This window comes from Flavobacterium adiutor (assembly GCF_048282555.1).
Lineage (GTDB): Bacteria > Bacteroidota > Bacteroidia > Flavobacteriales > Flavobacteriaceae > Flavobacterium.
This window is the reverse complement of the sequence record NZ_CP182487.1, coordinates 1,747,518-1,768,856: the sequence shown is the minus strand read 5'-3', so window position 1 is coordinate 1,768,856 and position 21,339 is coordinate 1,747,518. Positions and strand designations below refer to the sequence as shown.

General features: G+C 34.0%; 26 protein-coding genes. 15 read left to right on the top strand and 11 right to left on the bottom strand.

The annotated features are described in order from the left end of the window. Positions 1-7: 7 nt before the first annotated feature. The 10 genes from ACNC7R_RS07855 to ACNC7R_RS07810 all read left to right on the top strand — a co-directional run bounded on the left by ACNC7R_RS07855 (position 8) and on the right by ACNC7R_RS07810 (position 7,383). Positions 8-184: a hypothetical protein gene (locus ACNC7R_RS07855; protein ID WP_417940379.1), complete on the top strand. Its 177-nt coding sequence runs from the start codon at positions 8-10 to the stop codon at positions 182-184. Between the two features lie 100 nt (positions 185-284). Next, the gene (locus tag ACNC7R_RS07850) at positions 285-749 is read left to right on the top strand and encodes an RNA polymerase sigma factor (RefSeq protein ID WP_417940378.1); all 465 of its coding nucleotides are present in this window, start codon (positions 285-287) and stop codon (positions 747-749) included. 1 nt (position 750) lies between these two features. Further along, complete coding sequence (locus ACNC7R_RS07845; RefSeq protein ID WP_417940377.1) at positions 751-1,293, top strand: hypothetical protein; 543 nt, start codon at positions 751-753, stop codon at positions 1,291-1,293. A gap of 689 nt (positions 1,294-1,982) precedes the next feature. Next, entirely contained in the window at positions 1,983-2,399 is a 417-nt protein-coding gene (locus ACNC7R_RS07840) for a hypothetical protein (protein ID WP_417940376.1), read from the top strand. Between the two features lie 333 nt (positions 2,400-2,732). Next, positions 2,733-3,350: a nitroreductase family protein gene (locus tag ACNC7R_RS07835; RefSeq protein WP_417940375.1), complete on the top strand. Its 618-nt coding sequence runs from the start codon at positions 2,733-2,735 to the stop codon at positions 3,348-3,350. Positions 3,351-3,367: 17 nt separating this feature from the next. Continuing rightward, complete coding sequence (locus ACNC7R_RS07830; RefSeq protein WP_417940374.1) at positions 3,368-4,246, top strand: helix-turn-helix domain-containing protein; 879 nt, start codon at positions 3,368-3,370, stop codon at positions 4,244-4,246. 72 nt (positions 4,247-4,318) lie between these two features. After that, positions 4,319-5,167, top strand: coding sequence for an NmrA family transcriptional regulator (locus tag ACNC7R_RS07825; RefSeq protein WP_417940373.1), 849 nt, complete (start codon positions 4,319-4,321; stop codon positions 5,165-5,167). Beyond that, positions 5,164-5,553: a DUF5367 family protein gene (locus ACNC7R_RS07820; protein WP_417940372.1), complete on the top strand. Its 390-nt coding sequence runs from the start codon at positions 5,164-5,166 to the stop codon at positions 5,551-5,553. The genes ACNC7R_RS07825 and ACNC7R_RS07820 overlap by 4 nt, the downstream gene beginning before the upstream one ends. 273 nt (positions 5,554-5,826) lie before the next feature. Then, entirely contained in the window at positions 5,827-6,864 is a 1,038-nt protein-coding gene (gene xerA, locus ACNC7R_RS07815) for a site-specific tyrosine recombinase/integron integrase (RefSeq protein WP_417940371.1), read from the top strand. Between the two features lie 147 nt (positions 6,865-7,011). Beyond that, positions 7,012-7,383: a hypothetical protein gene (locus ACNC7R_RS07810; protein WP_417940370.1), complete on the top strand. Its 372-nt coding sequence runs from the start codon at positions 7,012-7,014 to the stop codon at positions 7,381-7,383. Between the two features lie 220 nt (positions 7,384-7,603). On the opposite strand, the gene ACNC7R_RS07805 is transcribed toward ACNC7R_RS07810, so the two are convergent. Together ACNC7R_RS07805 and ACNC7R_RS07800 are read right to left on the bottom strand one after the other, a co-directional pair. Continuing rightward, a complete protein-coding gene (locus ACNC7R_RS07805; RefSeq protein ID WP_417940369.1) occupies positions 7,604-8,719 on the bottom strand; it encodes an IS91 family transposase in 1,116 nt (371 codons plus the stop codon). Beyond that, on the bottom strand, positions 8,698-9,537 hold the full coding sequence (locus ACNC7R_RS07800) for a tyrosine-type recombinase/integrase (RefSeq protein ID WP_417940368.1): 840 nt from the start codon (positions 9,535-9,537) through the stop codon (positions 8,698-8,700). Before ACNC7R_RS07800 ends, ACNC7R_RS07805 begins: the two co-directional genes overlap by 22 nt. A 352-nt stretch (positions 9,538-9,889) precedes the next feature. Between ACNC7R_RS07800 and ACNC7R_RS07795 the strand changes: the two genes are divergently transcribed. After that, positions 9,890-10,204 (top strand): hypothetical protein, encoded by a 315-nt coding sequence (locus tag ACNC7R_RS07795; protein WP_417940367.1) that lies wholly within the window; start codon positions 9,890-9,892, stop codon positions 10,202-10,204. Positions 10,205-10,265: 61 nt separating this feature from the next. After that, complete coding sequence (locus ACNC7R_RS07790) at positions 10,266-10,664, top strand: hypothetical protein (RefSeq protein WP_417940366.1); 399 nt, start codon at positions 10,266-10,268, stop codon at positions 10,662-10,664. A 354-nt stretch (positions 10,665-11,018) separates the two neighbouring features. On the opposite strand, the gene ACNC7R_RS07785 is transcribed toward ACNC7R_RS07790, so the two are convergent. The 9 genes from ACNC7R_RS07785 to ACNC7R_RS07745 all read right to left on the bottom strand — a co-directional run bounded on the left by ACNC7R_RS07785 (position 11,019) and on the right by ACNC7R_RS07745 (position 16,809). After that, the gene (locus ACNC7R_RS07785; RefSeq protein WP_417940365.1) at positions 11,019-11,255 is read right to left on the bottom strand and encodes a hypothetical protein; all 237 of its coding nucleotides are present in this window, start codon (positions 11,253-11,255) and stop codon (positions 11,019-11,021) included. A 162-nt stretch (positions 11,256-11,417) separates the two neighbouring features. Next, on the bottom strand, positions 11,418-11,618 hold the full coding sequence (locus ACNC7R_RS07780; protein ID WP_417940364.1) for a hypothetical protein: 201 nt from the start codon (positions 11,616-11,618) through the stop codon (positions 11,418-11,420). Between the two features lie 8 nt (positions 11,619-11,626). Beyond that, positions 11,627-13,375: a tape measure protein gene (locus tag ACNC7R_RS07775; RefSeq protein ID WP_417940363.1), complete on the bottom strand. Its 1,749-nt coding sequence runs from the start codon at positions 13,373-13,375 to the stop codon at positions 11,627-11,629. Positions 13,376-13,378: 3 nt separating this feature from the next. Further along, positions 13,379-14,257, bottom strand: coding sequence for a hypothetical protein (locus ACNC7R_RS07770; RefSeq protein WP_417940362.1), 879 nt, complete (start codon positions 14,255-14,257; stop codon positions 13,379-13,381). Between the two features lie 21 nt (positions 14,258-14,278). Beyond that, the gene (locus ACNC7R_RS07765; RefSeq protein ID WP_417940361.1) at positions 14,279-15,328 is read right to left on the bottom strand and encodes a head maturation protease, ClpP-related; all 1,050 of its coding nucleotides are present in this window, start codon (positions 15,326-15,328) and stop codon (positions 14,279-14,281) included. A gap of 10 nt (positions 15,329-15,338) precedes the next feature. Further along, on the bottom strand, positions 15,339-15,557 hold the full coding sequence (locus ACNC7R_RS07760) for a hypothetical protein (protein WP_417940360.1): 219 nt from the start codon (positions 15,555-15,557) through the stop codon (positions 15,339-15,341). Between the two features lie 16 nt (positions 15,558-15,573). Continuing rightward, the gene (locus ACNC7R_RS07755; protein ID WP_417940359.1) at positions 15,574-15,819 is read right to left on the bottom strand and encodes a helix-turn-helix domain-containing protein; all 246 of its coding nucleotides are present in this window, start codon (positions 15,817-15,819) and stop codon (positions 15,574-15,576) included. 97 nt (positions 15,820-15,916) lie between these two features. Next, positions 15,917-16,306 carry a hypothetical protein gene (locus ACNC7R_RS07750; RefSeq protein WP_417940358.1) on the bottom strand — a complete coding sequence of 130 codons (390 nt, stop codon included), beginning with the start codon at positions 16,304-16,306 and terminating at the stop codon, positions 15,917-15,919. Between the two features lie 206 nt (positions 16,307-16,512). After that, positions 16,513-16,809 carry a hypothetical protein gene (locus tag ACNC7R_RS07745; RefSeq protein WP_417940357.1) on the bottom strand — a complete coding sequence of 99 codons (297 nt, stop codon included), beginning with the start codon at positions 16,807-16,809 and terminating at the stop codon, positions 16,513-16,515. A gap of 13 nt (positions 16,810-16,822) precedes the next feature. Here ACNC7R_RS07745 and ACNC7R_RS07740 point away from each other — a divergent pair, with 13 nt between their 5' ends. From ACNC7R_RS07740 to ACNC7R_RS07730, 3 genes are all read left to right on the top strand, one after another. Continuing rightward, positions 16,823-17,257, top strand: a complete 435-nt coding sequence (locus ACNC7R_RS07740) for a hypothetical protein (RefSeq protein WP_417940356.1) — start codon at positions 16,823-16,825, stop codon at positions 17,255-17,257. 2,379 nt (positions 17,258-19,636) lie between these two features. Further along, a complete protein-coding gene (locus tag ACNC7R_RS07735; RefSeq protein ID WP_417940355.1) occupies positions 19,637-20,062 on the top strand; it encodes a hypothetical protein in 426 nt (141 codons plus the stop codon). A gap of 669 nt (positions 20,063-20,731) precedes the next feature. Continuing rightward, the gene (locus ACNC7R_RS07730) at positions 20,732-21,271 is read left to right on the top strand and encodes a helix-turn-helix domain-containing protein (protein WP_417940354.1); all 540 of its coding nucleotides are present in this window, start codon (positions 20,732-20,734) and stop codon (positions 21,269-21,271) included. Positions 21,272-21,339: the final 68 nt, after the last annotated feature.

Sequence of the window (21,339 nt, the reverse complement as noted above, 5' to 3'; positions counted from 1 at the left end):
TTCAAAAATGCTTTCATCAGGTCAAGTACTGAAAGAATTAAACAACCAATATACAAAATCCGGTTTGCAATTGCAGACCGGATTTTTTATGGGCATTCACAGCAGAAAAGCCGGATTGGGTTGTTCGCTAAATCTTTTCTCCCGTTTGACACCAGAATCGGAAAAACCGAAGTTAAAAACTTAAATTAGATACTTTTAGATTTTTTTTAAATAGTGTAATTTTTTTTATCTATATGACAACTAATAAAGTATTAGAATAATCAAATAACTTTAAGCTTTGATTGATGAAAGAAGACTTTATAAAATCCATTAATGAATATCAAAATATAATTCACAAAATTTGCAGGCTATATAGAAACAGCCATGAAGACCGTGAAGATTTATTTCAGGAAATAGTTTATCAATTATGGAAATCATATCCTAAATTTAAAGGAGAATCAAAAATAAGCACCTGGATATATCGAGTCGCTTTTAATACTTCAATCGCTACATTTAGAAAAAACAAAATTTCCATTTCTAACTATAAAAATATTCCCGAAAAGTTCCATCCTACACAAGAAAATTCATATTCGGAAAACGAAGAACGTATTTTTGAACTTCTTAGTAAATTAAATAGTATTGAAAAATCTATTATCACACTTTATCTCGAAGATTACAACTATGAAGAAATTGCGACTATAATTGGGATATCCGAAAATAATGTAGGAGTCAAACTGAACAGAATCAAAAACAAATTAAAAATAAAATAATATGGACTTACAAAACTTAAAAACAAACTGGAGTAAAATGAACTATTTACCAAAAAATGATATAGAATTAGAAAAAATGACTTCAATAAAAAATCATCCTGTCTTTAAAAAAATAAAAACAAAACTTATAATTGAAACTTTGGCTATTAGCATTTTCTTACTCACATATTACAGTGGATTCGACGGTGATAAAAAACCTCTTTACGCTAATATTCTTCTTGTTTTTAGTGCTATTACGTATATTATCAACGGTTTATTAAGTTTACAGGTAATTCAAAAACCAATTCAGGGAGAAAACTTAAGAGAATCAATTTACAATTATTATAAAAAAGTAAAGACTATTTCAAAAATTTCTTTGAGCATTACGATAGTATACACTGCTAGTCTGTTACTATTTTTTGGATCAGCAATCAATTTTAGAGAAGAAAAAAAATGGATATTACTATTTGGTTTTATTGTACTGATCCAACTACTATTTTTGTCATCCAGAATTTGGAAATTCTGGTTGGAAAAGTTAAAAATCGAAATCGAAAATTTTAACTAATCCACTCTAGACTTTTAATTCAGTGTACTTAAAAACCAAAAAGTGTTAGTTGTAAATTGAGTAACAAAAACGAGCAAACCTGAATTTAAGTCCCCCCCTTACTAAAACATTGTCCGAAAGAAATAATCTACAAAATCCGATTTGCAATTGACGATTGGATTTTTTATGGCATGCCCCGCAGAAAAAGCGGGTCGGGCTATTCGCTAAATCTTTTGTTCCGTTTCTCTTCACAAAAGGATATCGCTGCTATCACTCATGCGGCATCCGGTTTCATGATAGAATTATTCTTTAATCATGAGTCATATTCTGACAAGGAAAAATATTTTGTTCGAATAAAAAAATAGAAACTCCTATTGATTTGGATAAATTTATGGTAGAAACGCTTTTGAGTTTAAAAACGGATTGGAGCGCGCTTGAGTTTATGGATTCGCCAACTGAAATAGAATCTGAATATAAGAGCCCAATAAAACAATAAAAAAACTGCTTTCCATACTTGCTACAGGAGAATATTGATGAGTACAATCATTATTTCACATTTGCTTTTATTCCGCCAAAAAAACTAGCGGGATTGCACAAGAAGCCATATGCTGCCAGAAATCACAGAATATGCTGGACAATATAATAACTTGTTAAGCAACCCTTTCATAAAAATTACATCTATTAAGTAAAATATTCTAAAATTTTAACCCATGAAAAAATTTACTTTACTATTGATTTTCGTAGTGCTAACTTCTTGCAGTAAGGACGATAATGATATATCTTCCAAAAATAATTTAAACGGCAAATGGAACTGGATTCTTACCTCAGGAGGTTTTGGTGGCGGATCATTAACTCCTGAAAAGCTAAATCAAACCATGATTATTGAATTCTCAGGCAATACTTTAAAAACGTATATAAATGGCAATCTTTCAAAAACACAAAAATTTTCAATTCAGACCAAAGCATCAATTTTTGGCGGCAATCGAAAAGTAATTGTAATCGACAAAGGGAATTCAGATACTGCTGAAGCTTTCATTGATCAGTCTTTTGAAATTATTGGCAAAAAACTCTATGTAAGACAAGAGTGTATTGATTGCTCTACATCTGAATATGAACGTATAAAATGATACTTTTTCTCATTTTTAAATTCTTATAAAAACGAAACCTCTACTCTAGCCCTGATCGAAGCGGTATCCTCTGGCTGCAGGGTTTGCAGGCAGAGATATAGCGAAGAGCAGGACAAAATTTCTAATGAAAAAAGATATTTCTGCTTCTAAAATTCATCCCAGAAATTGTTCGAATTGAGGCTAAAATTGTCTTTAAAACGAAAGAAAACTGAGTGCTGGCAAATAATACTGTTCTAAAAAGCAACAATAAAATATACTCCGTTACAAAACTCCGGCCACAATTGTCGAAATATTCAGCTTATCAGCTTAACTTTGCAGTCAATAAAAATATAAATGTTAAAATACAGCACTATGGATATTTTGGAATTAATGAAAAAAAGATACTCTGCGAAAAAGTACAACGCTGAAAAGGCTATTCCGCAGGAAAAAATCGAAGCTTTAAAAGAGGTTTTATACCTGAGTCCTTCTTCTATAAATATTCAGCCGTGGAGATTTACATTTGTGCAAAACCCTGAAATTAAGGCGCAATTGGCCGAAGTTTCGATGCACAATAAAGAAAAAGTAAATCAGGCGCAGCTGGTAGTGGTTTTTAGTGTTGCCGATGACCTGGATGCTTTTCAGCAAATTGTTGATACCCAAATGCCAGAAGCCCGCAGAAACTGGTACAATCAAATTAAGGCAAGCAGACCTGAAGCCGATATGAAAACATGGCTGTCTCAGCAGGTGTATATTGCCCTTGGCGTTGGTTTGACGGCCAGTATTGCGTTAGGCCTTGATTCTACAGCTATGGAAGGAATTGAATCCGATAAATACAAAGAAATTCTTAACATGTCTGATTTTAAACCGTTGTTTGCTATGGCGGTGGGTTATGGTGCTGAGGATGATTTTAACCGAATCGAAGTCATGCCAAAATCAAGACGATTACTGGACAGTGTGATCGAGAGCATCTAAATTTTACATCTAAAAACATGACCACCGACATCATTGAGTTAAACAATTTTATCGTCCTGATCGAACATTCCAATGCAGAGAAAACCTTTGTTCAGAAGTGTGAAATCGACGGAGATGCGGTGGGTTTTGCTTTTTATGGTTCCGGCAATGTCGAGTTAGAAATCAAACATAACAAGCAGACCAAATATTTAACCAATACTACCGGACTGGCGATTTCGTTTTTTGGCAATCAAAAAGTAGCTTTTGCCCATAAAATCGCTCCTGACAAACCCCTGCAATCCATCAGTATTTTTACGAAACTTAAAAACCTGCATACATTACCGCAAGTCGAAAAAGAAATTTTCGAAAAACACCTGCCCGAATTATTAAATCCAAAAGAGCATTTTGTAAAAGGCCCCACTTTTTTCATGACGCTGGATATGCAGCTTGCCGTTCAGAAGATTTTCAACACCACTTACTCCGGCAATACAAGATTGTTATTTTTAAAAAGTCAGGTCAACGAATTACTGTCTCATTACTTTGCCCTTTTATCTGATGCTAAAAAAACAGAACTAACCGATAAGGACAAAGAGAAACTTTTTCAGGCAAAAGACATCGTGAGCACGCAATATGCTAAACCGCCTACTATTTCAGAATTGTCAAGACTCATCGGACTTAACAGTACCAAATTAAAAAAGAACTTCAAAGAATTATTTGGCATTCCGATTTATAAATACATTCACGAAGAGCGGCTGAACAAAGCATATGAACTGCTTTCACAAACCGAAAAAACCGTTCAGGAAGCCGCCTGGGAAGTTGGATACGAAAGCCTGAGTTCGTTTTCGAATGCGTTTCAGAAAAAGTTTGGTTCTAGGCCCAACGAAGTAAAAAAACAATTCCTTTCAAACAAATCTTAATTCTTTTCCGACAAATGATTTGGTTATGAGCTGTGCAACTTTGCAGTATCATTAATCTTAAAATCATATAACATGGAAAATCAGAAAATTTTAGTCCTTGGCGGAAACGGAAAAACCGGCCGCAGGGTAGCAAAATTATTAAAAGAAACCAGCAATGCCGAAGTTTACATTGGTTCCAGAAACGGCATCCCTCCTTTTCACTGGGAAAATCCGGAAACCTGGTCTGAGGTAATCGAAGGTATTGATACGATTTACATCACTTTTCAGCCCGATCTGGCCATTCCGTCAGCACCGGAAACTATTCAGAAATTTACAACTTTGGCCACTCAAAACGGTGTTCATAAAATCGTACTTCTTTCCGGAAGAGGCGAAAAAGAAGCGCAGGTTTGCGAAGAAATTGTAAAATCAACCGCAAAAAGCTGGACGATTGTAAGAGCCAGCTGGTTCAGTCAGAATTTTAGCGAAAGCATCTTTTTAGAACCTATTCTGGCAGGTTATCTAGCCATTGCACGTGCTGAAACACCAGAACCATTTACTGATGCCGATGATATTGCAGCTGTGGTAACCGAAGCACTTTTAAACGAAAAACACAACGGAAAAACATACGAGCTTACCGGTCCGAGACTGCTTAACTTTCAACAGGCCGTGGCCGAAATAGCCCAGATTACGAACAGGGAAATTCAGTTTCAGCCGCTTTCTGTAGACGAATATATTAGTATGTTGCGTGAATATCGGGTTCCGGAAGACGAACTTTGGCTGGTAAACTATCTTTTCACTGAAGTTCTGGATGGCCGAAATTCCAGCATCACCAGCGATATTGAAAAAGTCTTAGGCCGAAAAGCCAAAGATTTTACCGACTACGTAAAAGAAACAGCACAAACAGGTATTTGGGATGCGCCAAAATTAGCAGAAACGCCATGAATTATCCAAGAGCTATCCTGTCTGGCATTATTGCATGGCTTTGTGTTGTGATTACTTTTTATGTTCTGGAACACATTCCGTTTTTTAAGGAATCGACAACTGCTCTGGCCTTCATTGCCACTTTTACCATTATATTTTATGCCTGGTTTGCCGCCTGGTTGTATTATAAAAAAGCAGCCAAAAAATCGGGGCTTCTCGTGGGAATCGTCATCACCGCAACCGCCTTGGTTCTGGACGTTTTGGTAACAGTTCCGTTTATCGAAATCCCAAAAGGAAATAGTTATCAATCCTTTTTCAGTAATCCTTTGTTGTGGACTCTGGCAGTCATCAATGTACTCACGGTGTTTTTATATTTAAAGCGAAATACAAAAGCAAGCCAAAACTAACAAACTCTATTTCAGAATCCGGTTTGCGATAAGCAGATCGGATTTTTTTATGGCATGCCCCGCAGAAAAAGCGGGTCGGGCTATTCGCTAAATTTTTTGTTCCGTTTCTCTTCACAAAAAGATACCGCTGCTATCCCTCATGCGGCAGTTGGTTTTATAATAAACTTCACTTTTTAATACAAAAAGATTGTCAAAATTAAATTTATAAACATCAATCCAAATTAAAATAAAGCAGAATATTCTTATATTTACCCCGTATTTTAATTTAAAAAAATGAATTGGTCATCCAAATTAATCCTCCATAAAAAAGAACTCCGAATAGCAATTTACTTTGAAAAAAATGCAAAATGGATTGCGCGGATCAAACAATTCGAAGGCGCAAAATGGAGTCAAACCTTAAAAGTCTGGCATTTACCGGACAATGAACAAAACCGGATTCATTTTAAAATACCCGCAGCCTATTTGTCATTACCATCAGAGGAAGGAATTTTAGCTATCCAAAAATTCAGTAATTGGCTAACTTCCAGACGTTATAGTTCCAATACAGTAAAAACATATACTGAAGCTTTAAAGTCCTTTTTGGTTTTTCATCGGGAACTTCCTGTTTCCGAAATCACAAATGAGCATATCATACTATATAATAACGATTACATTTTAAAAAATAACCTTTCGGCTTCCTATCAAAATCAGATTGTGAATGCTCTAAAATTATTTTTTAAAATTATTGAATCCCGAAAAATAATCCCTGAAGAAATTTTTCGTCCTAAAAATGCAAAAACTTTACCCAACATTTTGAGTAAAGAAGAGGTATTGCGAATTATCGATTCTACCACTAACCTAAAACACAAAACATTACTGGCATTACTTTATTCTGCCGGACTTAGAATCAGTGAAGCCATCAATATGAAACTTACTGATATTGATAGTCAGCGTATGCTAATACACATCAAAAATGCGAAAGGAAAAAAAGACCGTTATACATTATTATCCAATAAAATTCTTCTTTTGTTACGGGAATATTACAGTGTATACAAACCTCAGTTGTATTTATTTGAAGGACAATTTAAAGAACAATATAGCAGCCGAAGTGCACAAGCCATTTTGCAAATAGCAGCCCGAAAAGCCGGAATTACAAAAAGGATTAGTTTACATACCTTACGACATAGTTTTGCTACTCACCTGTTAGAATCAGGAACCGATTTACGATATATTCAGGATTTATTAGGACATAGCAGTCCAAAAACAACTATGATTTACACACATGTATCTAGCAATTCATTACAAAAAATCATCAATCCCTTCGATATGTAAGAAATAATTTTATTTTTGTAATGCAATAAAACGCAAAAACACAAACCAAAACATGCGCATAACATGCCAATATAGTATAAAACAGGCTAAATTTATTCGCATATAAATTAGTTATGCGCTATATTTCCAAACTTAATCCTTAAAATTATGTTCAATAGAAATTGGAATCGAAATCATGAAGAATCTTGGAAAACTCCATTAGAATTAAACAACGAAGGATTAAGCAATTTTCAAGCAGAACTTCTGAAAAAAATCAAAGAACTTCTTTATTCTAATTCGATTAAATTCATTGTGAAAAACACTGAACATATTGATTTAAATAATAGCGACCGAAAAGTAAAAATGATAACAATACTTTTAACTGATCTTAAAGAATCCCAAATTTGGATTTATAATGACATGGCGGAATATGAAATAAATAAAATTCATCATATTTATGAAGAATGGGGATATTTAACTCCTATTGAATTACAAGAAAAGTACATCAAAAACATTAGAGAAATTCTTAAAATCAAATAATACAGCGCATAACAGCTAAGGGATTCGTTGCGTGCGTAGCACGAACAATGAAGCCCGTGTTGAACGGAACCGCTCAACATCCATCCCTATGGAGTTATCGTAAAGTTTTGATAGAGAATTTCAAGAGGATTTAGTGTCCTCTTTTTTTTTGAAGTGGTTTCAAAGATGGTTTTGTCGTGTTTTCCTTCACCTTAGCACATAAGTTCCCTTACCCGTAAAATTAACTTTCACGGGGAATTGGCTTTTGGCTACCGCCAAGATACCAAGCAGGTGGACCACGCTGGTCAAAAACTGCTATCCGATACAAATTGCCCGTTTTGCAACACGGACATTTGGGTAAAAAAGGCTTTTTATCCGCTTTTTCCAAGACTTTAACTTGGAGTTTCTCCTGTAAAAGCTTTAGCTTCCCACGCTTCCAAGTGCTGCTCAAAAAACCATAATGCCGAATCTTGACAAAGCGCTTGGGCAAAATATGCAAAGCAAATCGGCGAATAAACTCCCGATGTGTGAGTGTCATCTGTTTTCTAAAGCCATTTTGACGATAGTCCTTATAATCAAAAGTTACATTTTGGGCATCAATGCTTTTAATGCGATGATTGCTAATGGCGATCTTATGAGTGTATCTGCCCAGATATTCCACCACAGACTTTGTACTTCCAAAAGGTCGTTTGGCAAAAACTACCCAAGGCTTCTGCCATAATTCTTGCCGTACTTGCTCGTATTTTATGGGTTCTTTCTTTTTAAGTTTCTCACAAAATTTCGCTCTAAAAACCTTCGACAAGGCTTTGATTGGGAACAGAAACGTACCATTTGCCCTGATATTTTGCCATTGTCCCTCTTTATCAACTCCTCCGCCAGGCACAATACAATGCAGGTGCGGATGAAGGCTCAACTGCTGTCCCCAGGTGTGCAAAACAGCAATCATTCCCAGTTGTATTTCTTTGGCTTTGCCAAATTTTTGAAGCGTTTCCCAAGTCGCTTCAAACAGGGTCTCATACACCATTTTTGGCTGATGCATCGCCAAGGAATTAATGCTGTCGGGCAAGGTAAAAACCATATGAAAATAAGGAACAGGCAAAAGTTCGCTTTCTCTGGCATCTATCCATTGCTCTGATTTGTTACCTTGACACTTGGGACAATGTCGGTTGCGGCAAGAATTATAACTTATCGATATCTTACCACAACTATCACAGGCATCAATATGACCACCCATTTGAACGGTTCTACATTTTTTAAGAGCAGACAATGTGCGAAGTTGCCAAGTATTTAAGCCTAAATATTCAAGTCTTGTTCCTAACTTTCCAAGCACATCGGCTACTTCAAAGAGCGGCTGCATTGGGCAAAAAGAGTATCAAGGGGACTAAACTTTTGTTGGCTAGCAAGTTGGGCAATCTGTAAATACTCCAAAGTGGTTTCTAGGTTTTGGTGTCCTAAAAGGTCTTTGAGGGTTATAATATCCATGCCATCTTCGAGTAAATGCGTGGCATAACTATGCCGAAGTGTGTGCGTGTGAACCTCTTTTTTGACACCAGATGCCTTGGCCACTTGCCTCACTACCCATTGCACGCCTCGTTGCGAATACCGATTGTCAAAATCACCTCCTGATCCATTAGGCAAAGGTTGCCCATTAAAAAGGTAATCTTGTGGTTTTTCGGCTTCGATATATTTTTTGAGTCCTCGTATTAAATGAACAGATAAAGGAACATAGCGGTCTTTTTTACCCTTTCCTTGCACTACTTTGAGTTGCTTTCTATCGAAATCTAAATCTTGTAATCGTACAGAACGTGCTTCCATACAACGCAATCCGCAACCATAAAGCAATCCAATAAGGATTCGATGTTTGAGTAATTTAGCCCCTTGAAGCATAACCCAAACTTCTTCTTTACTCAAAACAACGGGTAGTTTTTTCTCGTGTTTTATGGACGGTAAACGCAAGTACTCATAAGGCAAGCCTTCTGATTTTAGAAGAAAGCGAAGACCATAAACACAATGTTTGAAATAAGTTTGTGAAGGGGTTTTGGACTTTTTCTGCTGGTAAAACAAGTAATCTTGTACTTGTTCAGGATCTAAATCCGTTGGGATTTTCCCAAAATACAATGATATAGAAGCAACATGTCGAGAATAATTATTAAAAGTACTTTGACTTCTGCCCAATACCGAAATAGTACGTTCAAAACGATTGATGAGTTCCTCAAATCCTGGAACTTCTCGTTTAGCCTGGTTGAGAATTTTGTTTTCTCTTAATTCTTCAACATTCTTTTTTTTGTAGTCATATCTTACCGAATTTAATTATATTCGTAAGGTACGAAATCACGGTAAGTGCTACCGAAGGTTTAGTTCAACAGCGGTTTCACGAAATGGCGAGAGCTGTTTAAGCCGGTTGCCGATTTTCCGCTGGAAAATCTTATATTAGCAGAAACAAATCAGTCACGAACTTCGCCACTTCGTGAAGCCGGCGGGACGTTAGCAGTGATTTTACCGAAAGACAACCTTTAAAAAATTATTAATGGACTATTTAATGCTTTTTTCAATATTACTAATAATTCTACCTATGATTTTCCAATTTCATTATGGAAGAAAAGCTATTTCCAAAAGTATAAATTTAAGTTTTGGAGATGTCTGCTTAACAAGCTTTGTAGCACAATTTATCTTGACTTTTTTAAGTTTTACTATCACATCTATCAGTTTAAGTAATAGAGGTTACAAATGTGTAACACCAGCAGTTGGTATTTTTGGTTTAAGCTTTTTTTTTACATTGATTCTTCTATTAATAATTGGAATTCAACTTATTGTAAAAATAACTTATAAAAAAAATGATTAATAAACTACTCACAAAAACTAGTTAATAGTGATTTCAAATCACGTTTAGTAAAACATAAGAAATGAAACAAACAATTAAAATATTAGCTTCAATTCTATTTGCTCTTTTGGCTTACGCCTATTTGAACTTTTTCACAAGTATTGTTTTTCCGTGGCAAAAAACCGAAGCAATTAAAACAACATTAAATTGGGGCGGATTATCAGAACTACCGAAAGAAGCAGAAAATATAAGCGTTGAAAAATCAGGAAGTATGTTTACCCGAACTTTTACTATTGAATTTAAAGCTGACCAAACGGCAATTGAAAATTGGATTCTGAATAGCAAAAGACTTAAAGACAATAAGCCAAAAGTAAAAGGTGTAAACAAAACTTATGAAATTTACCCAGGCGAAAATGAATCACTCGGTGGAAAAGTAAACGTTGAAAAAGGTAAGGTTACAATCCGAATGAGTTGGAGTTAAAAAAACCACTGCTAACCGCCGTTAGCCTCAATTGCTGGTTTTGTTTTAAATTGAAACTAAAAATTCACGTAGAAAATTATACCTTAACCGAAAATAATTAGCTCGCTTTTCCGCAACTGCGGCTAGCGGCCAAACGTTATGCCTCATTGTAAAAAGCAGACGTTGAAAAAACAGAAAATTACAGTGATTACAAAAAATGAATACTATAATCGCAAAAATGAAATGTACACAAATTTAAAATGAAATGTACATTTTTTGAGCAAAATTACAACATCAAAAGTATTTTTAAATAGATTTTAAAGACCGTTTAAAAGCAATAAAAAAGCCCCAAACAGGGGCTTTTTATATATAAAGTCATCGAATACCAATATCTTCTAAATAAATGGTTGCATCAGTATAGATACCTTCATTAAATGCATCTGCCTGATTATCGGTTTTAAGATATAAGCGTTTTCCCTCGGATTCTGCCCGCTCAATTAAAAATAGAAAGTCTTCAAAACAAAACATTTTAAGGCGTAGCAAGAACTCAGAGTAAGAAGTATCTACCTGATTATATTTTTCAATTATACTATTTAGGTTTTCAAGCTTCATAAAACAAAGTTACAAACTTTTTAAATTATTAATTTATACAAGGTAACCATAAAAAAAAAGCCCAAAATGGGCTTTTTTATGCTGTCGAACAATAGAAAAAGTATAATATTATCTATTGAGCTTTGCCTGACCCGCAAGCCTGACGATGCAAATATATAAAAACTATTTAGTTTTCTTGTAAATACCTTCAAAAGAAATAATTGCATCGATAGTTCTAACAGATAAAAAGAAGTCGTATGCAATACTATCCAAAACGGCGTCAATTGTCCATTTTGGATTTGCCTTTGTTTTTTTCTCAAAAGCTATTCGGATTTCCTTATTTCGCCTTAATAAACGCTCTTCTTTACTTTCTATTTTACTCATAAATTAACTTAACTAATTTGCATTTGGTTAACACTATTTACAGCACGCAATAATATTTCTTGTACTTTTTCACCAAGATTTTCAATACCTTTTTGCGTGTTTTCTACATAAATTTTTGTATCATCTTGGAGCTTTGAAATGGTAACATTAATTGTTGTCATTTTTGAACCTCCTGAAACAATAGAATCGGAACTTTTATCTTTACCTTTTTTGCCTTTGCCTGTATCGTTCATTAGATCGGCAAAAACTTTTGATTTAGGCTGTTTTAAATAATCAGGTGCGGTTTTATTTTTAGTTGGTTTTAAATCTACACCCAACTCTTTAGCTTTCATATTCACACCATCATTATAGCCTTTAGAAAAAGATTTAGCGGCTTTCATTCCGTCTTGCATCAATTTTTTTCCCGAATCAACTCCCATTAAATCGCCAACAGCTTTTTTACCAATATCAAAAGCGCTTTTAAAATCTCCTTTAAAGAATGCCACCAGTGAACTACCAATACCCGTAATACCCGATAATAACTCATGAAATCGATTAATTACATAGTCCTTTATAGCAGTACCAAAACCTTTGATTACTTCCCAAGTTCCCATTATTACACCTCGAAAGCCCTCAAAACGATTCCAACAAGCCCAGACTATCGCAACTAATGCGCTTATCGCTATTACAACCAATCCTATTGGATTCATACTCATGACAAAGTTAAAGGCACTTTGAGCAGCAGTAGCGAGCCATAAACGAGCCTCAAAAAGTGCAAACTGCGCCGAAAATATCCAAAAACTTGCATTTGTAGCAATAAAACTTATACCGAGTGTTGTGACCAGGGATGCAAAGAAAAACATTAACGGCTTAGCTTGAACTATCCATTTAACAACACCTGCAATTGCAAGACCAAAAGGAATAATGTTTTCGATTACAACAGTACCTATATCGAATAAAGGCTTTATCCATTCAGCAAAAGCCATTCCTATTCTCGAAACAACGTTTTTAAATGTTCCCATCATAGTATTCCATTTACCGCCTGCCGATTCTGCCATATTCTTTGCCATATTATGGTATCTACCACCCTCAGAAGTTGCAAGCCTAAAAGATTCCTCAATCATACCAGCAGTAATTGCGCCCTGTTCCATTTTATTCTTCAAATCTCCCATTGATATACCTGTATTTTCTGAAATTATTTGAAGTGGGTTAAATCCTTGGTTAATCAACTGGTTTAAATCCTGCCCCATTAATCGACCTGTAGCCATTATTTGAGAGTAAACCAAAGACAAGCCGTTTAGCTTTTCCTGATTACCCATTCCAATATCCCCAAGCATTCGCATATTACCCATAACTTTTTCCTGAGCAATCCCAAAACCGAGCATTGTTTCAGCACCTTTTATAATCCCCTCATTACTATATGGTGTGGCATCGGCATAAGAATTTAACTGTCCGAGCATATCCCGTGCCTTTTGTACAGAACCAAGCAGAACCTCAAACTTTATATTGGTCTGCTCCATTTCGACGCCCATATTAAAAACGGCTTTAATCCCCGCGACGACTCCTAGGGAAATACCCAAAGCACCGACCAGACCAATTAAACCCCTAAAGCCTGAACCCATTGAAGAAAAAAAGGAATTTGAAGTGTTTGAAGCACTTTGAAACGAGCTATTTAACCCCTGAACCCGATTATTAGTTATACCAACACTCGACGCTATCTGTGATAGCGACGAACTGGCATAGTTTTTCATTCTTATTATAAATTCGTATGCATTCATAAGTTATGATTTTGCTGATATAATTGCACCTAACCCCTTGTTTCTAATTGGTAAAGCCACAAATCTTTTATCAAATCCGACAATTGTAGCTCTTAGTTCTGGATCGTTGATTCTGTCATACATATTAACACTACCATCAGCTTTCATTACTTCCTCAGAACTAAAAGAAAACGAGCCGAAAGTTGTATTAGAATCTGATTCAGCACCCCAAGGAAGTTTTGTTTTTGTGGTTACATTGTACTTAGGCGTTTTCGTGTATTGCAAAATATTAAATCCTGCAAATCGATTTGGTTGACCGTTAACAAAATCAGTAATATCTTTAAAGGACTTCAAATCAAAAAGAATCAAATCCTCAATATGGTTTGGGTCTAAAACTAAATATCTGTTTTCAAAAGGAATATCCTGCAAATCATATTTCTTTTTTAATCTCAAAATATCAGCAGGAACTAACCTTTTATAGCCTTCCCCGTTATCTTCTCCAGTTGTTAAAAGAACAGGTGTGTTAGCGCTGTCGGTATTTGGAGCATAAGCGTGTGCTGCTTTTTCGCCTGCTTTGGCTTTTAATACATTTCTATGACCATAAATAACACTTTCTAATTTATCATAAGCCAACTCTACAGCTTCAGGATTTCTAACAAGTGTATTTTCTGTTTCATACAAATCCAACTCAAGTGATAAAGGTGTATCGGTTCTTTGTACTGTCGGAATAGGATAAGTTGTATTATTGATGTAAACATCGGGGTCAAAACCGCAATCAGCTAAGTTTATTTTGTCGTTGTCTACATGCTCGGTCATATCCTTTGCATAATTTAAAAAGGATGCTTCCGGATAAAATTTCTCCATAATTTGGCTTATCCAAACCTGCTTATTTAATGTACTCATAATTTAAAATATTTATAATTTTTATTGTTTATATTCTTCCTTTACTAACTTTTGGTATAACTCTTTGTCGTTTTCGAGTTCCTTTGGGGCGTGCTTTCTATAATCCTGCAAAGTCCATTCAATTCGGGGCTTTTCGGCTATAGTTTCTTTTTGCTTATTTTTAGAACCCAAAATCACTTCCTTAATTAGGTTGTGATTTGTCAATTGAACATTTGAGCCAACCTTTTCATTTATTTCAGCCAGTAAATCTTCTTTTGTCTTTTTGAAATCATTTTCAAATGCAAGCAATTGAATGCGCTCTAAATTTTTGGATATTACACCTTTTGAAATAGCAAGGGCAATTATATTTTTTGCCTCTGCGGTCTGATCTGATTTAATTTGATTTTTAATCCTGTTCAATTCAGCCTCTTTTGATACTAATTTGTTTTTTAGGGAACTAATAGCCTTTAAAACAATTTCTGTGTCTGAGGTTTCAGAAAGCCCTAAAATTTTGCATAGCGATTCCATTTTTGGAGCTTCCTTTTTGAAAGTCATGTAAATCGCTTTTGGCTTTTTGTTTTTCATGTTAGCGACTGGGGTTCTAACCAGAACATCATCGGTAATCTCATCTATAAAACCTTTTTCAAGTGCTTCCTGAGCGGTCATCCATGTTTCTTGGTTCAGCATTTCAGAAATTTCATCAGGGCTTAAACCTGTACGCTCTGAGTAGCTGTTAACGGCTATATCCTTAACTTTACTTAAAATTTCAGCGTCCTTCTTTTCACGATTTGAACTCAATTGCCCTGAAAAATCGGGGTTATGAATCATAATTAAAGCGTTTTTTGAAGCGGATATTTTGCGAGCTGCCAACATTATAACGGTCATCATTGAAGCGGCTAAACCGTCAATTTGCACATCACATTGTCCATGTTCTTTAATGGAATTATACATTGTCAATCCTGCAAAAACTTCACCTCCTGGGGAGTTTGCTCTAATCAAAACATCCTGACCTTTAAAGAGGTTTAATTCTTTATTAAATTGCACGTCTGTTATATCAGTGCCTATCTCTCCATACATTAAAATTTCATTCATATTTTCTTTATTAAATTACTTGTTTGATTTTTGATAAAGTAAAATCTATTTTAGACTGTAGATTTTTTGAATGTTCAAAAGGCTTGTAAATAATCAAATCATCATTCATTAGTATTCCTCTTTCCTGATTTATGCAAATCCTTTCTCCAACCGTGAAAACAGATTTATTTTTAGATGTGCAGTATTCTAAAATCATTTGCAATTCATTAAGCCTTTTTTCAATTTCCATTTTACTTTATCTTTATTTAGTATTGTGCTTTATCTGCAATTATTGCTCTTAATTGGGCGTTTTCTTTTTTTAATTTCCGTACTTCAGCTTTCAATTTTTGCTCTCTTTTTTTAGCTTCACTTTTGATATTAAAATCAAGCTCCCATTTTCTAACTGTCTTTTCGGTAACTTTTAGGAGTGTCGCTATTCTCTTTTTTGTAAAGCCTTGTTTTAGTAACAATCCTGCTTTTTTCTTTTCAACATATTTTCTTGTGAATCCCATACTTAATCAATGTTTAAAGGGTTATTAAAAACACTTAAAGCCGTGATAAATCACGGCTTTAAGATTGTTGTATTGTATAAATAGAATTTAATTTTTTTTAGCATGTAAATGTTTCTTGCGTTCGTTTCTTGTGTTTTAAATAGTATGCATAACCGCCATTTGTTTCAGTTATCTTTTCTTGGTCAGAAAATATTTTTCTATCATAGAATATAAACGGCTTTACAGTTCCGTTTTCCATTTTGCAAATTGTGTGTTTAACTGAAACTACCTCATGCTGTAATACAAAACCTTTATCTAATCCTATAATCATAGTTTCATAATCTGTGAGATTGTTAAACAGGGTCATTGTCTGACCTGTTGTATTATTGTCATACTCCAATTCTGAAACTACAACACACTTAAAAGAAAATGCGGTTTCAAATTGTTGCTGAGATGGTAAATGTGTTTGTGTTTTAACTGCTGTTTGGTTAATTACTTGATTTTTCATAATTTTGTCGTTCTTAGATGTTAGAAATTCGTTTTTAGCATTTTTAAAGGTGGCTTTCGCAAGAAGTCACCTTTTTTATTTATTGTTTTAAAATCTTTAAAACACTTTTTAAAGTAGATTCGTAAACCTCCTGAGAGTTATTTTTTAATTCCTCTTTTAAAATTTCTCTTATAATTGGCGTGATAAGCTTTTTATTAATCTCTTTATCATGCGTATTTCTTTTTTAGTTTACTTATTAATTTTTCTTTCTCTGAAATTATACTTTGCATACATAAAACTGCTTTTATATTATTTCTTGAATGGCTTATTAAAGCTGTATTTCTTTTTACTCCTAAAACTTTGGCTAACGTTACAAAATCGCCTCTTTCAATTTTTTCATTATTTTGAAATTTTATTGCTTCAATTTGTTTCGGTTGCATATATTTGATGTGTTGTTTTAAATACACAGCAAATATATTCGCTTTTGCGAATAAAACAAACAAAACAATGTTAAAATTACTCAAATGAGTATTTGTTATGAATATCAACAAGCGTATTGAAGAAATCATAAACACCTTATTTAATGGCAAAAAAAGTCATTTTGCTAACAAAATAGGGGTTTCACCTACTGTTGTAGAGAATATTGTAGGAACAAGACAAGGAAAACCTTCCTTTGGGGTTTTAGAAAAAATAGCATTCGCAATTGAGAATATTAATACTCATTGGCTTTTGACTGGTACGGGAACAATGATAAGGAAAGAAAAAAAGGAAACTATTAATAATGAATATGTTGAGATAAAAGACGTTTATAGTTATAAAATCGATTCTCTAAAAAAAGAACTTGTGAGCGTTTCGGATTTATTAGAAAGCAAACAGGAAACTATAGAAACTCAAAAAGAACTAATCAAAAAATTAAAAGAAGAAATTAAACGCCAAAACGCACAAATTGAATCTTTAAACTGTGGTAAATAGGCCAGAAAAAATGTAAAATGCATCATAAGCCTAAAGATGTACGATTAAGCGAAATAGCCGCAATTGGGCTTGTGCGTGCTTCGATAAGGCTACACAACTAATTAAGCACTTGCAAAACAGCTACTTACAATAAGAATATGATATAATTAAGTAAAATAAAGGGGGCATTCGAGCCTTATTTTTGTACTTTATTGGTTAAAAAGTGTAATTATAGGGTATCGTTCAGCTTATTTTTTTGCATCAATGAGGTTACCCATGAGGTTACCCATTAGGTTACCCAATACAAAAAGACCGTTTTTTTAAATATCGTTAAATACTTTTTAAAAGGCTTTAAAAACCTCTTTAAAGTTTATTTTAAAGGCACAAAAAAAAACCGTAAATGTATTTTTCATATTGTGAACATATTCCAAACATCCGAAATTGTATGTTTTCCAGCAATAAACATTGGCAAAAATCACTTGAAGCCCCGAAAGCAAAGGGATTGTAGATTATTTATTTTAAAAATAAGTGAATTAAAGGGGGTGTTTCGAGCCTTATTTTAGCCGTTTTCATGTTGAAATATGTAATTATAGGGGGTTATACAGGTCTTTTTTTTGCAAGCAAGAGGCAAAGCAAGAGGTAAAGCATTAAGTAAAGCAAGCAGTAAAAAAGCTTTTTTTAGAGAGTAATGTTCACAGTTTTAAAATTATTTTAAAAGGTTTTTAAACAGTTTTAAACAGAGCATCTTTAGGTTTGTTTTATGACTTTAAGCCTTGATAACAGTAGTTTTAGTTATATTTGTCGCTATAAGTAGCACTTTAAAGCTTATACGGGTAATTGTCGGTTATTTGAAGGGTATTTAATCGGTAATTAAAATCACATTTTGAACATTTGATTTTTTTTTGTTTTTCGACCTTTTTTGCTGTGAAGTATTGATTTTATTGGACTTTTCGACCTTTTTTATATTTATGTATATTGTATATTTGAATTATAGCCCCATAATACTTAGATATAAAAGATTTTTATTCGAACAATCTAGTTATTAAAATTCACGCTTTCTTAATTATTTCGTTTCTTTTTCTCTTATTTTTCCTCCACAAAGCAAAATCGCCGTTAATAAAAGAGGTAAGGCGTGAAAATAAAGTATTAGAAAATAGACAGAAGTATACAAACCAATATATTTTTTACAAGTGTAATTTATAATTATTAGGATAGAGACCCAAAGTGTTAGATTAACAACAGACGTAGTTTCTACATCTTTTAGCTCTCTTTTATATCTGTCATTATATAGATGTGTACCGACAGAGTGTATCAGTTCTGCTGGAAGAGTTATGCAAAAACATACTATAACTTTTAAGATTAAGTCTGATTTTGTGTAAAAATTATTATCGAATAAGTATAAAATTAGGTACCAAAACGGTAGAATAATTACTATTGATAGCCTTACTTTTATAAACTCGCTGTATTCTATAAATTTATCTAACATCTTGTGAATTTTTTCTAAACGTACAAAAATATAGTAAATTTGACAAGCATATCCGACAAAAAACAACGAAGCATAACAGCAAGGGATTCGTTGCGTGCGTAGCACGAACAATGAAGCCCGTGTTGAACGGAACCGCTCAACATCCATCCCTATGGAGTTATCGTAAAGTTTTGATAGAGAATTTCAAGAGGATTTAGTGTCCTCTTTTTTTTGAAGTGGTTTCAAAGATGGTTTTGTCGTGTTTTCCTTCACCTTAGGACATAAGTTCCCTTACCCGTAAAATTAACTTTCACGGGGAATTGGCTTTTGGCTACCGCCAAGATACCAAGCAGGTGGACCACGCTGGTCAAAAACCGCTATTGGGTGTAAATTACCTGTTTTGCAGCAGGGACATTTGGGCAAAAAAGGCTTCTTTTCTGCTCTTTCCAAGACCTTTACTTGGAGTTTTGCTTGCAAAAGCTCCTACATAAATTAAAAGATAAATTGTAGCATTTGTAATGCGGTTATTAAAACAAAAGTTCATTATAAATTTGTAGGGAATTCATGTAAACAGCCGCGTTACATACGCTTTATTTAGTTTCTATAAGTAAACAGATACTCGTTGCAAACGAGCCAGATTGAGACAACTCAATGAGCGACTACTAAAATGGGTGAAATGGGAAAAAGGATTGTACAAAAAGGCAGCGGTTAGATACCTCAAAACAAAGTACAAAGAAAAACCCGATTTATTCGTACATTGGTTACTGGTACATCCATAAATGTAAGTACATTTGTGTGATTTAATACTATGAAGAGCCGTGTGAAGGGAGACTTTCAAGCACGGTTCCGTGAGAACGTAAGGGTGAAATTCCATTGCGTGACTCGATTGGCAGTAAGACTAAAACGGAAAAACTAATAAAGACCTAATGCAATAAATGGGGAAATTTAATATAAAGAAATTACCAAAAGGTTTTCGATTTTTGTTTACGTTGAAAGAAATCAAGAAAATTGAAAATTTTGCTGGAGTAAAATTTAAAAATGTGACTAACGGAAACTTAACTAACTCTAACAAGTTTGATAATGATGCATATATACAAAGTAGTTTCCGAGCTTTCTCGATTCACGGCATAAAATCAGAATCAAATTGGGAGTTTAGTTTACATCAAGGCGGTTTTAGAGAAGAATTATTGCCTAATATACACGAAGAAGAAATAAAGATATTATCATCAAAGAAAATAAAAGATTATTTAAATCAAGTTAACCATTCAAAAGAAACAGATTGCTATAAAACCCCTGAACTTTGGTCATTTATTATGATAACGGAAAATAAAGCGAAAGTTACTTGGAAAGAAATCAAATAGTAAAAAGTCCTACTGCCAACAGCAAGGGATTCGTTGCGTGCGAAGCACGAACAATGAAGCCCGTGTTGAACGAAACCGCTGAGATTCCGCTACTATGGGGTTTTCGATAAAGGAGTCAGAAGAATTTCAAGAGGCTATTGGGCCTTTTTTTGAAGTGGTTTTTAAGTGTTTTGCCTCACTTTTGATCATCATATTAAAAAGAACTTTGACTACTCCCTAAAACCGAAACCGTACGCTCAAAACGATTGATGAGTTCCTCAAAACCCGGAACTTGTTGTGTGGCTTGATGAAGAATCTTGTTGAATCCTAATTCTTCAGAATTCTTTTTTTTGTAGTCATAACTTACTGAATTTGACTATATTCGTAAGGTGCAAAATCATGGTAAGTGCTACCGAAGGTTTAGTTCAACAGCGGTTTTGCGCCATAGGTCGTTTTATCTTTCTTGGAAAATACGCTAAACATCAGAATTTCTTATTACATTTATTCTTATCTTGCCGCTATGGCGAAAAGCCGCAAAACGTCAGGCTGTGAAAAATTAAAATCAACGTCTTGAGAATCTCATATTTGAGATTTTTCTCCGTTAACTCTCCGGATACTCTCTAAATTTGAAGAGTTTTTTTCACAGTCTGACGTTAGCAGAAAGTTTATCAGACCGCAACCAAAACGAAAATGAAATCAATAGTAAAACAATTAAGAGAAGAAAAAAACTTAACACAAAGCGAACTTGCCGAAAAAAGTGGACTTTCTTTAAGGACAATTCAAAGAATTGAGGCGGGTAACATTCCAAAAGGATTTACTTTGAAAACTTTAGCGAATATCTTTGAAACGGAACCCGAAAAGCTAGTTCCTTCTAAAGAAATTGTAGAACTTGATAGAGCAAAATTAATTAATCTATCTAGCTTAATTGGACTTTTAATACCATTTGGTGGAGTTCTTTTTCCATTGATATTAACTTATAAAACAAAAGATTCTAAAAACAAAGAATTAGGAAAAAGCATTGTAAGTGTTCAAATTATTTTAGCTGTTGCACTGGCTGTTTCTCAAATCGCAAGTCCATTCATTCAAAAATCATTATCACTACATTTTCCTCTTTTTTTAGTACCATTATTACTCATTTTTTGCCTAAAATTATTGATAGTCATTTTCAATGGTATTAGTTTAAATAATAAAAATGATTTACATAAAAACTTAAAAATAAAATACTTATAGTATTTACCAGCAAATTGACGTAAAATTGGCGTATCACTTTTGTAAAGAAAAAGTTTTCTAAAATAGAC